Here is an 11,350-nt window from a genome sequence, read left to right as displayed (position 1 = left end):
GCGACTAGATTATTTATCTCCGCTTAACCATGCAGGATCAACCTCGAATTCATTTGCAATTCTTTGCAAAAGATCTGCATCCGGCAGTAGCTGGCCTTCCAGTAGGCTCCAGGCTTGATGTTTGGGGATATCGAGCATTTTGCTTAAGATCGCAGCGCGCTCACGAACGTGGGGAGGTGCGTCTGTGTCATCCAGACAGCTATTTAACCTTTGGGCAAAGTGTTTTGCACTCTGTGGCACGATCATCCTCCTTGATGCGAACTAATTTGAGTATACTCAGGGAGATAGATGTGAGCAATAATGAATAACCCTTTTAGCGTAAGCCAAAGTCGTCTTGATGTGAATTTATGTAGCCCGCAGCGCGGAGAGTGTTATGCAATAAAACAGCGACTGTCATGGGGCCCACGCCGCCGGGTACAGGCGTGATCCAAGCGGCCCTTTTCCTCGCTGCTTCAAATTCCACATCGCCCGCGAGACTGCCGTCTTCACGGCGGGTAATACCCACATCCACGACTGTGGCTCCTTCTTTAATCCATTCACCTTTGATTATTTCAGGTTTGCCGACAGCGGAGACCAGAATATCGGCCTGCCTTACAAAGTAAGGCAAATCGTGGGTAAAGCGATGGCATACGGTGACAGTTGAGCCCGCGATCAGCAATTCAAGCGCCATTGGCCGACCTACAATATTCGATGCGCCGACAATGACCGCATGTTTTCCCTTGTATTGCTGATGAATGTGATCAAGCAGCAGCATGATGCCATAGGGCGTGCAGCTCCTTAACAGCGGCCGCCGTTGGGCAAGCCGTCCCAGATTATACGCATGAAAACCGTCTACATCTTTTTGTGGATCGATGCAGTCTAAGACTTTGTTCGCATCAATCTGGCGGGGCAGAGGGAGCTGCAATAAAATCCCGTCTACTTTTTTATCGTGATTGAGCGCGTGGATGAGTGCGATCAATTCTTCTTCTTTGATATCTGCGGAAAGATGATGATAAATGGAATGGATGCCTACTTGTTCGCAAGCTTCACGTTTATTGCGAACATAAATGCTGGAGGCCGGATCTTCGCCGACCAGAATGACGGCAAGTCCGGGCGGCCGTTTGCCTTCCATGATCTTTGCTTTGATTTGCTCACGGATATGGGCTTTGAGTTCGGCGGCGACGGCTTTTCCATCAATCAATTGGGCGGTCATAGGGCTTTTCTCACCAGTTTTTAAGATGCGAATTTACCATAAGTACTAAAAAAAGGATGCTTTTTAGTTGCAATCGCCGTTCCATCACAGTAATAAAGTTAATTTTGACATATCCCGCTTGATCGGGACATTTTTAACTTAAAAATAGCTAAAAAAGGAGTGTGTATTCGTGTTTTCCTTATTTTCTTCCTCAGGCATCCGCTTGCCGAGCATACTCTCCCTGCCGGCGGCATTTAAAATGGCTGAGCCAACTTTTACCTTGTATCGGGATGGCATTGGTTTTGGCGGCTTCAGTTTAAGACTTAGTAATCTTCCTTTGAATTTATCACGTATGCAATGGGCGGCCGTGGTGGCGCTTTCTTTCCTGCAGACGCAATTGGTCGAAGGAGCGGGGGATGGAGAAAAAATGGATGTGTATTATTTTAAAGTAAATAATACTGACTACCAAGTCGAATTATACAAACACATACAGCAATTTAAGGACATCGCCCAGCGTTTCCAAGCCGAATGCGGTGTGAATGCAAGTGCATTACCTGCTTTGTTTGACTATGAATTGATCAGGCAATGGGGCAATTCTGCGTGTTTCTGGCGAGGCCTTGGTGAGCTTCAGTATAGCGACGTGGAAAGCTGCGTTGAGCTGATGGTGGAAGCGGCTTTAGCGTTAAATAGAGAGACTTCTCTCAACACGCTTCGCGTTGTAGGCGGGGTGGTTGGCGGACTAGCTGCGCTTTGCATAGGGACAGGTGTATTTAGGTATCTCTGGGAGCGTTGTCGCCACTCTGTGAGGCCAGAAACCTCTACGCGGGCTCTGGAAGAGGGACAGGTTGAGCGAGAACCTTTGTTGAGCGGGCAGGAGCAAGAAAAACTCCCTGAAGCCAAAAAGACCTTTGCCGAGCGGCTTGAAGCAGTCGGTTTCACTATCAAAAAGCTTGAAGAAGACCCTATAGGCAAGCATTTTATTTGCCCCATTATGCAAGCGTTGATGGAGGAACCCGCTGTTACCAATGATGGCCATTCTTATGAAATGGAAGCCATTCAAAAGCAAAAAGAAGTAAACGGCAATAGCCCTCTTGAGCGTGATGTCAGGATCACTTCGATTGCACCGAATAAGGCGCTCAAAGCGCTAATCATTGAATTTGTAGAAAGACAGGAAAGAAAGGCGAAGATGCAGGCCAGTTTGTTTCCGCCGGCTGTGAATGTAAAACCAAGTTCTCAGGGAAATACAGAATTGAAGCTTCGGCATTCGCGATGAGCGTGCCAGAGCAAAAAAATGCCAATATGTCCTATAAATAAGTAATGAAGGGCAATTCTCAGGGTAATGGCGCTAAATTCCTTGGCTTTATAGGGCAACAGGCGAGCGGTTTTACAGAAGCCTATGAGTTACAACGATAAACCATTGACGATCAGGGTGGCACTCAGTATCATCCCATCTCTAATTTTTTAAGCGTTAGGCAGAGAGACGGGGTATAGCGCAGTCTGGTAGCGCGCCTGCTTTGGGAGCAGGATGTCGGGGGTTCAAATCCCTCTACCCCGAAAGAAGCATGCGCCCGTAGCTCAGTAGGATAGAGCATCGGCCTTCTAAGCCGAGGGTGGCAGGTTCGAGTCCTGCCGGGCGCGTTAGAAATGATGTTGAATGAAATGGTGGCCGTAGCTCAGTTGGTAGAGCCCCGGATTGTGATTCCGGTTGTCGTGGGTTCGAGCCCCATCGGTCACCCCAAAAATTGAAAGTTTCAGCTCCTCGTACCTGGTACGCTGGCTCGATGCATGGTGGCAACCTGCCAGCGCCAGGTCGAAGAGCTAATAGGGCCGTTAGCTCAGTTGGTAGAGCAGCTGACTCTTAATCAGCGGGTCGTAGGTTCGATCCCTACACGGCCCATTAAATAAATCAAATAGGGGTCTTTCCCATTTCAGGGGGCACACCATTTACGAACACAGCACCCTAACACGTAACCGATAGTTTTCAAAGTTCCGAAACCCATATGCTCGTCGCTGTATTAATTTCATCTTCCGATGGAAGCCTTCCGTTATTCCATTGTTCTTTGTGAATCGCCACATACGTACCACCTCCTCACGCCATTGATAAAGTGTTTTGCCAAGCGTTACTAATCGTTTAAATGGACTCTGTTTCAATGCTGTAACCATTTTTAAAAATACTGGAATTAGCCGCTGGCAACGACTTTTGAACACTGTTTTTTTCATTAACAATCGATGCAAGCGCCGTTTAAAATGGTATATGGCAGCAGTTGCAGGATGCTCATTTAAATACTGATCACGCTTTTTCAATCTGTCTGAAGTGAGATTGTCTGGGTTAGTTCTGAGTGCTGCTAATAACCCTCGTTTATTTTTCATTTTGGGATCAATTTCCTGATAAGTCTGCATACACATATGGTGCATGAGTCGAATCACATGGAAGCGATCAGCAACGATTTTGGCATTAGGGAAATACTGATGCACGATACTTCGATATGTGCTACTTAAGTCAATACAGACGACTTTTACGCGATCTTTTCCGGGTAGTCGATCTAAATAGCTTGCCAAATCTTTTGCCGATCGACCTTTAACGATGTCGAATATTTTATGTTTTCTGAGATTACAAAACGTGGTGGCATAACCCTGTTTTTTACTAAAGAAATGCTCATCAATGCCAAGCACTGTTGGACAGTGTCGAACATCAATTTCTTTGTGAGCAAGCACATATTGCTGATGGTACCAGCGCTCAATGGTTGCTTTACCCATTTTAAAGTCACGAGCGAGAGACTGTTGCGAAACACCTTCCGTGTGTCGATGATAAAGGTGATTATGCAGGCGTTCTGTTGCTCGCTGATACTTATTGATACCAGGGAACTGCTGGTTAAAGTAACGCTGGCAGGTATGGCAATAGAGTTTATAAGCTTTAAAGCGCAACACTGTTTGTCTATGCCCTATCGGCTCATGACGAACACGCCGAATGAAGCTAGCCTTCTTGCGCACGTTCCTGCCATTACAAGCTGGGCATCGTGGTTTGTTTCGATAATGAACATCAATAATTATCGGGTTATGACCACTGACATTTTTGATGGTAAAGCCGGGTAAACTTAGGATAATATCCTTTTGGGGCATTTTTAATCTCCTTTTCCTTGTCCATTCAACAAGTAAGGTATGTTATTTACGATTAAAATGCCCCCTTATTTGGGGTAGAGCCTGAAAAATTCTAGGCGGATTTTAGTCCCAAGTGCGACAGTCATTTTTATACTGCTGAAAAAACAGTTCTTGAGGTGTTTTAAAGCCCAAACATTTTCGAGGGCACCGGTTCATTTTTGCAGCTAATTGATCAAGGTCTTTCTGGGTTATTTTGGCAATATCGGCATCTTTAGGCAAAGTGCCATCTTAATCGTCCATTCATGTTCTCGTTACTGCCTTTTTGCCAAGGTGAATGTGTTTCGCAATAATAAATTTTGCGTTTATTGTCTTGCTCCAGCTGTCTAGAATCAGCAAATTCAACACCCTGATCAAAAGTGATTGTTTTACACATTTTTTCAGGAAGAGATGCAAATTTTTCTTTTATTTTTTCCATTACCTCTCGTGAATATTTAGATTATTTTTAATTAGTAAAACCATTCTCGATTTTCTTTCAACGAGTGTAGTAACTACTTTTTCTTTTGTACCTCTAAATTCAATAGTGTCTCCTTCCCAATGACCAAATCGTTTTCTTGTTGCGATATGATTATCCTCTGCTTTTGCATAGGCCATGGACCTGCCTATGCATCCTGATCCTATCGCGGGTTACTTCAGGCTTTTTTTACCAAGTAATCGTTTTAACATAGTTGGTTACCTGCAAAAATAGAGTATAATAGGCCATGTCTAATATAGTCGATATCAAAAATTCACATTTATTCTTAGCGTCAAGTGCTGATGTGGATGCCATTATTCACCCATTGAAAACACATTTTGGTGTGACCAGCGTTGTTTATCAGCGCAACTTTAACGATGGCTCTGAAATTAGACTCTCGAACCAGCCTGCCTGGGTCAAACATTTTTATGAGCAAGGCTACTATCGCAATAGTGGCTTTGAAAAACATCCGCAACATTACCAATCTGGTTTTGTTGTCTGGGCACATCTTTCTCATCATCAACCGATACTGGAAGCTGCTCGCCGTTTTAATATTGATCATGGGTTGACGCTCATTCAAAAAACAGCAAATGGCTGTGAATTTTATTTTATTGGTACAACACCCGATAAACCTCATGTAGCAAATCTTTTGCTTAATAACATTGAGTTTTTAAAGCGTTTCACGCTGTATTTCAAAGAGCAAGCCTCGCTCTTACTTAAAAATGCAGATTCAAATCGCATTATTATTCCCAAAAAATATGAAAATATTTATTGCCGAGAGCTTGGGATTCCATACAAAAATAGTCCTCTCGTTAAACCTGTTCTGAAAATCAAAAAAATATACTTAGATAACAACGTTACTTTATCTTCTCGAGAAATCGCTTGTGCAAAATTACTTGTTCTGGGAAAAACTGCACACGTCATCGCAGAGCAGTTATATATTTCTCCTCGAACAGTAGAAACACACCTGCAACATCTTAAAGAAAAGCTCCATTGTCGTTCTAAATCAGAGTTAATCAGTAAGCTGATTGAGCTGAATGTCCAGACATTATAATAATGTTGAAAATCATGATTAGTATTCGGAAAAAAATATGGATTTTTCTATTAGTAATCACTATGCAACCTGCATGGAGCACAGGAAATGCATATGAAACTTCCATTATAAAATTAGCAAAATCCCACTTTTTACAGGCGGTTGCTGGTTCCTCCATTATTTTCAGACATCGGTTTTTCTCTTCATATTGACGCTCCTATTGGGGTGATAGCATGTCTATATCAACTATCTTGAGTCTGATGTTGCTCGCTAATATGGACGTAGATTCAACTGGAATACAAGTGATGGGCGAGAGTAGTGATGAAATCAGATCACGTACAATGGAGAATCAGCGAACTGATTTATTAATTCGTTGCTATGCAATGAATAGGGTAAATGAACTGGGTTTACCGGTAAGTGAAGCTATTTAAGGCCCAGGATGGCGTGATCAAGTCACGCCATGACTGCGCAAGGCAAAATTTGCAACAACGCCGGGTTAAATAAATATTCTCTAATTTTCTCTCCTTGGTATGTCGCATTAAGATTTCCTGTTTATCGATTGATGGCAGTTGCTCAATTTAAAGTTAAATAATATCAAAGACCTACAGAAACTCTCCTCATCTTTTTATGACCTATAATATTATTTGTAATGAAGGAATAATTATGCCACGAAAAAAAGACCCAAAAGCCCAGATTAAATTGAAGCTCTCTGCCAAGGGAGAGGGTTTAAATTTAAATTCCGCACGTAAATTGTTTGCACTGAGAGGATTAGCCAGGGTTGCGACACTGGAAGAATTTACAGACAAGATTAAATCCAGTTTGGGCTGGGCTGCATTAGCTTTTTCCCTTGTTTCTTTAGTATTAAGCACCTATAAGCTGGGTAAATCTATAACAACATCTGGTTCAAGTAAATTGAGCAAAGGATTTCAAATTGCAATGAATACGTTAGGTATTGGCGTCGGAATTTTTGCGGCAACTGTAGCATCTGGTTTAGCGGTTGTTGCAACTCCATTTTTAGCTTTGGTAGGATCTCTCAAGGTTAGTATAGAAAATATGATAGGTTTAGGTTTTGACTCCCATGAGAAGCGCAAGAAAAAAAAGGAAATTAAGAAACTAAAAAATAAAATTAATTTGTTATTGGAAGATAAGGATTTATTAAAAGACAGTATAAAGTTAGGTGAATTAAATAGTGAGCTTAAAGAGTTAGTTAGTCTAATTAATGCGGTTAAAACAAAAAATAATCAAATGGCTGACAAAAGCCACGGCCTAATGCAGTCGCTAATCGCTTTAGCTGGCTCTGCGATGTTATTTTTCCCACCGACTATGCTTGCAGGGCTTGGCACCTTAATTGGAATTTCAAGCTATGGCGTATTAGAAGCAGGCATGGAAACGGGGATAGCTTTTGCAAATTTAGCTAATAAAGGAAAAAATTTAACGGCTAATCCAATCAAGCTAATAGCAAAATTAAATGATTCTTTGTCTGAAGTATTTAAACAGCTGGATGATGTAGGCCTAAAAGAAAAAATACTTGATAATTTATTGAATAGCCGAACTGATATTTTACCAGGAGGAGAAACTGAACAAATAATAGAGCATAATATAAATGGTCTTAAAGCATTATTTGAGGAAGAAAGGCAAAAAGAACAGCAGAAATTACAAGAAAGCATAGCTGTTGATCTAACCCCTATGGCACCTGATAGCTTCGAAATGGAAACCGAAAAAAATAACACTACTGCAATATTAAAAAGATTAAGTCAAGAAAATAATTTTTCTTTTTTAACTACGGAAAATTCAACTTTTGCTAATAAGGGAACAACAAATGACAGATTGTTTGACAAGGAAGAAGTCAAACCATCCGCTGATCTATTACCTTCCAAAGATGTCAACAAAAAAATAATAGACAATGAAACACCCGACCAGCCGACTGCTAGATCCCGGTTTTCTAAGTAGGCAGGTCTGTGATCCAGTGAGCTATTGATGAGCATTTTTCCAGTATGATACCTTGCTTTTTAATAATCTTCGCTTCATGTTTTTAATTGGAGTGTAATAGTTGCGCAAGTTTTTTTGAACTTCCTGGATATTAAACGGGATGGCATATCGGGTAACAGAGCAGGCTTTTTTATTGCTACGTTCACTGGGGTGTGGTTTTAAATTGCTGCAGAAAGAGGTGCGGTTAAGATATAATTTCATGATATTGGTTTCGGGAGAGGTGCTAGATGTGCTAGTTCTGATCCTATTTAAGGAACAATGCTGATTAAAAAGAAGCAATCAAACATGAAAAAATCATTCTTAATCACCGGCGCAACCAGGGGTATTGGTTTGGCAATTGCTACTCATTTAAATGAGTTAGGCTATCAAGCGATTGGAATAGCTAGAAACGAACCCAACTTTAAATTTCCAGGCGTTTTGTATTTGGCAGATTTAAGTGATGCTGATAAAACCATTTCAATTTTTAGTACTATTAAACAAAAGCATTCCATTGATGGTATTGTTAATAACATTGGAATCGCCAAACCACAATTGATAGAAGACATAAACCTCAATGATTTTAACACTGTAATTGATATTAATTTGCGCCCTGCACTCCAAGCGATGAAATTTTTTATTCCAAACATGAAAGAAAAAAATTGGGGTCGTGTCATCAACATCGCCAGCCGCGCAATGTTAGGTAAAGTTGGACGGTCAAGTTATAGTGCGGCAAAAGCAGCATTAGTTGGCCTAACACGTACATGGGCTTTAGAGCTTGCGAAAGATGGAATCACGGTAAATGCCATCGCACCAGGCCCGATCAATACAGAACAATTTTTCTTTGATCATCCTAAAGGAAGTGAGCAAGAAAAGCGTGTTATGTCTACTATCCCGATGGGACGGATGGGCGAACCCGATGAAATTGCTTATTCCGTTGCCTTTTTTCTGGATAAGAGAGCGGGCTTTATTACAGGCCAAACGCTCTTTGTCGATGGTGGTGGGAGCATTGGATTAATGGGTATGTAATCAAGCAATATTATTATTTCGAGTAACCTAAATTACCATATCCAGATTTTGATTGAATGTCTTCTTCATGACTGTCTGGTATTACTTGATCAAGGTTGTTGTTATCTGACTGCCAACGAGAAGCATGAGAAATGGAGCGATCCTGGTTTTCACCGGCTACATTAAGATCACGGCTAAATATAAATTCTGAACCGCAATGGACATTTAGCCGTTTTCGCTTTGATGGGGTAGTATCAAGGGAAAAAACAGGCTCTTTGTTTTCTTTAGATAAATAATTTTGTTTATAAAGCTCAATTAAAGGAAGTGGAGAAATAATCATCTCATCGCATAAAATTGTCTTGGTCAATTTGTGTCTTACGACGCCAACAGTAATGAACTCATCTGGATTATTTTGTTTATGCAATTTAGCATTAATGATTTCATAATCGCTAATATTTATCGCTTCCGCTAAGGATTCCTGTGGACATTTTATTTTAGTGTCGCCCGTTTGGGTTTGGTAGTTATTATTGTCGCTTTCACTTCTTGGTATCATTAAGTCGATAGGTAGAATTTTTTCTATTTTTAGCTTTCTCAAAATACAATTTATCAAAAAAGGGGAGACTACTTTGGGAGATAAGCTATGCGCAAGCGCATGGACGGCGGTATTGACACTCTTGCCCGTATGCTTTTTGAGTAAGTCCAGCATCTTGTAAGTATGGTCTTTTGTCATGCCTTGGATCAGGCTTAGTTCCCCAATATTAGGGGCGTAACCATCATCATCCCAAAAACTGAAAATGATGCATCGATCAAATAAGGTAGGCGTTTTTTGCTGTGTGTGAAGTAATTGATGCTTCTCAAAATTGCCGATCCCATTTTTTTTGAGACCATAAAAGGTTACCCTTCCTTTTTTAGGATTAAAAACAGCAGATAAGCCATTCTCCAACATTTTATCTTTTCTGATTTCATTGTTTATTTTTGGGAAAAGATTTAATGCTTTTTTAGGCAAGATAATCAGATTATGAGCGTGCAGGGTTGGTTCGGTGTTTTTAAGTAGGAAATATATCCTTAGTTGTCTGATAAATGATTTTCTGTCATTTTCTCTTATTGGCAAACGCAAAAGAGTCCTGTTTGAATTATCACACATATTGTCGCGTAATGATTGGTATTTTGGATTCGTATTCCGCGTGAATAAGTATTGTAACGGTAATCGATTTTTAACTTCTGGTTTTAAATCGCAATCTTCTAATTTAAAACTAGTACCAATGATGTAGTAGCGCTGCCGCTCAGATGCGGTATAGTTGCTGTGGTCAATGACCATGTCATGAATGTGACTTATGCTGCCATAAACTGCTAATGCATCCTTGATTTGAACCTTGCTGCTGGCTGGGATGGTTGGTAAATTTTCGGCGAAAACTATATCAGGTTTTAATGTTTCCAAGGCAAATTGAAAATCTTTAAGAAAATGAAAATCTTCTTCATTGTTATTGTTGTTATTATCGTTATTTTTCGTTTTGCTATGCTTGGCGGATGAATGAGCGCCGCACGCAGCCGTTTGTGCAAAGAGAATTTTAATAACCAATTCATTATTGTCAGAGCTCTGATAGGGCGTTGCGTTTGATAATGGCTCGATTTCAACTCCATATTCATCTTGGAGAATGCCTAGATCAAAACTGATTGCGCCTTTTCGATTTAATAAATATTCTCCGAATAAAAAATGGGTTATTGTTTCGCATTCAATTTTATCCGCTGCTATTTGCTTTATGTTTTTAGAAACCTTGTCGGCAATCGCCTTTTCACTTGATCCCATATTAATAAGATAATAAATTAGCTTCACTTTTTTATAATTTAATGATTCTGCCACGGTATTTTTAATGGTGTAAGTGGGTAACATGATTTTCCTCGGTGTGCCGCAATTTTGCAGGGACGTATTATATCTATCGGGCCATAATGATGCAAATAATACTGAGATGGCTTATTTTTTCATAAGGTTATGGTCGCCCTTTATTGATCATGATACATTTTGAATATAAGCTGTTTAATGGCTATCTAAATCTGCTTCATTGCGATAATGTGACGTTTGACTTGGATTACTGTATGAACGCTGAACATAAAATACAGTTTGCTACTTTATCTTCAACTGCATTTCTGATGGCAGCCATTGCTGGATTTACGGACGTTATCAGTTTCATCGGAGCAAATCATTTATTTACCGCGCATATTACAGGGAATATTGTCATCGCTATTTCTGAAATCATTCATCATGACCCTGGCGTTGCACCAAAAATTTTAGCCATTCCCTTATTCATTATATTTGCTGTATTGATCACTACTGTCATAGAAAAACACGGCAAGACATCGTCTCTATTGGTGGTTTGGCTATTAATAGAAGGAATTTTATTGGGCATTTTTATGTATGGCGGCGTATATCATTTTCCCTATCTTGCATTCGATTCGTGGCAGTACCTTGCTCTCAGCATGATAGCGGTAGGCGCATTGTGACTATTTTAGCTATGGTGACACACATATAGATCGACTAAGCAGTCTCGCTAACCATTTGTTGCTT

Annotated in this window: 9 protein-coding genes, 4 tRNA genes and 1 pseudogene; 9 read left to right on the top strand and 5 right to left on the bottom strand. The window is 40.5% G+C overall.

The window, feature by feature from the left end:
- Positions 1-9 precede the first annotated feature (9 nt).
- Positions 10-240 (bottom strand): helix-turn-helix domain-containing protein, encoded by a 231-nt coding sequence (locus AQUSIP_RS06600; RefSeq protein WP_232058649.1) that lies wholly within the window; start codon positions 238-240, stop codon positions 10-12.
- 73 nt (positions 241-313) lie between these two features.
- Entirely contained in the window at positions 314-1,192 is an 879-nt protein-coding gene (gene folD / locus AQUSIP_RS06595; protein ID WP_114835069.1) for a bifunctional methylenetetrahydrofolate dehydrogenase/methenyltetrahydrofolate cyclohydrolase FolD, read from the bottom strand.
- 169 nt (positions 1,193-1,361) lie between these two features.
- Between folD and AQUSIP_RS06590 the strand changes: the two genes are divergently transcribed.
- From AQUSIP_RS06590 to AQUSIP_RS06570, 5 genes are all read left to right on the top strand, one after another.
- Positions 1,362-2,444, top strand: a complete 1,083-nt coding sequence (locus AQUSIP_RS06590; protein WP_114835070.1) for a U-box domain-containing protein — start codon at positions 1,362-1,364, stop codon at positions 2,442-2,444.
- 208 nt (positions 2,445-2,652) lie between these two features.
- A tRNA-Pro gene (locus tag AQUSIP_RS06585) sits at positions 2,653-2,726 on the top strand.
- A gap of 9 nt (positions 2,727-2,735) precedes the next feature.
- Positions 2,736-2,809, top strand: a tRNA-Arg gene (locus AQUSIP_RS06580).
- 24 nt (positions 2,810-2,833) lie between these two features.
- Positions 2,834-2,909: transfer RNA gene (locus tag AQUSIP_RS06575), tRNA-His, on the top strand.
- Between the two features lie 86 nt (positions 2,910-2,995).
- Positions 2,996-3,068 (top strand) — tRNA-Lys (locus tag AQUSIP_RS06570).
- A gap of 47 nt (positions 3,069-3,115) precedes the next feature.
- Here the strand turns inward: AQUSIP_RS06570 and AQUSIP_RS06565 are convergent.
- On the bottom strand, positions 3,116-4,291 hold the full coding sequence (locus AQUSIP_RS06565; protein ID WP_148326074.1) for an ISL3 family transposase: 1,176 nt from the start codon (positions 4,289-4,291) through the stop codon (positions 3,116-3,118).
- 102 nt (positions 4,292-4,393) lie between these two features.
- Positions 4,394-4,891 (bottom strand): annotated as a pseudogene (locus AQUSIP_RS12630) (IS30 family transposase); the annotation flags it as partial.
- Positions 4,892-5,085: 194 nt separating this feature from the next.
- On the opposite strand from AQUSIP_RS12630, the gene AQUSIP_RS06555 reads away from it, so the two are divergent.
- The 3 genes from AQUSIP_RS06555 (at position 5,086) to AQUSIP_RS06540 (ending at position 8,808) form a co-directional block, all read left to right on the top strand.
- Positions 5,086-5,835 (top strand): helix-turn-helix transcriptional regulator, encoded by a 750-nt coding sequence (locus tag AQUSIP_RS06555; protein ID WP_170131812.1) that lies wholly within the window; start codon positions 5,086-5,088, stop codon positions 5,833-5,835.
- 642 nt (positions 5,836-6,477) lie between these two features.
- On the top strand, positions 6,478-7,764 hold the full coding sequence (locus AQUSIP_RS06545; RefSeq protein ID WP_114834463.1) for a hypothetical protein: 1,287 nt from the start codon (positions 6,478-6,480) through the stop codon (positions 7,762-7,764).
- A 324-nt stretch (positions 7,765-8,088) separates the two neighbouring features.
- Complete coding sequence (locus AQUSIP_RS06540) at positions 8,089-8,808, top strand: SDR family oxidoreductase (protein ID WP_114834472.1); 720 nt, start codon at positions 8,089-8,091, stop codon at positions 8,806-8,808.
- Positions 8,809-8,821: 13 nt separating this feature from the next.
- Here the strand turns inward: AQUSIP_RS06540 and AQUSIP_RS06535 are convergent, their stop codons facing one another.
- A complete protein-coding gene (locus AQUSIP_RS06535; protein ID WP_114834462.1) occupies positions 8,822-10,678 on the bottom strand; it encodes a DNA cytosine methyltransferase in 1,857 nt (618 codons plus the stop codon).
- Between the two features lie 203 nt (positions 10,679-10,881).
- Between AQUSIP_RS06535 and AQUSIP_RS06530 the strand changes: the two genes are divergently transcribed.
- A complete protein-coding gene (locus tag AQUSIP_RS06530) occupies positions 10,882-11,286 on the top strand; it encodes a DUF1275 family protein (protein ID WP_170131811.1) in 405 nt (134 codons plus the stop codon).
- Positions 11,287-11,350: the final 64 nt, after the last annotated feature.

The sequence above is a fragment of the Aquicella lusitana genome (assembly GCF_902459475.1).
GTDB classification, from domain to species: Bacteria; Pseudomonadota; Gammaproteobacteria; order DSM-16500; family DSM-16500; genus Aquicella; species Aquicella lusitana.
Note: the sequence above shows the minus strand (reverse complement) of the source record. Positions and strands in the feature narration are given on the sequence as shown.

What these genes read in the sequence shown, in the direction of transcription:
- folD (WP_114835069.1), bottom strand. Translation starts at nt 1,192, where the DNA reads ATGACCGCCCAATTGATTGATGGAAAAGCCGTCGCCGCCGAACTCAAA.
- AQUSIP_RS06565 (WP_148326074.1), bottom strand. Translation starts at nt 4,291, where the DNA reads ATGCCCCAAAAGGATATTATCCTAAGTTTACCCGGCTTTACCATCAAA.
- AQUSIP_RS06545 (WP_114834463.1), top strand. Translation starts at nt 6,478, where the DNA reads ATGCCACGAAAAAAAGACCCAAAAGCCCAGATTAAATTGAAGCTCTCT.
- AQUSIP_RS06540 (WP_114834472.1), top strand. Translation starts at nt 8,089, where the DNA reads ATGAAAAAATCATTCTTAATCACCGGCGCAACCAGGGGTATTGGTTTG.
- AQUSIP_RS06535 (WP_114834462.1), bottom strand. Translation starts at nt 10,678, where the DNA reads ATGTTACCCACTTACACCATTAAAAATACCGTGGCAGAATCATTAAAT.
- AQUSIP_RS06530 (WP_170131811.1), top strand. Translation starts at nt 10,882, where the DNA reads ATGAACGCTGAACATAAAATACAGTTTGCTACTTTATCTTCAACTGCA.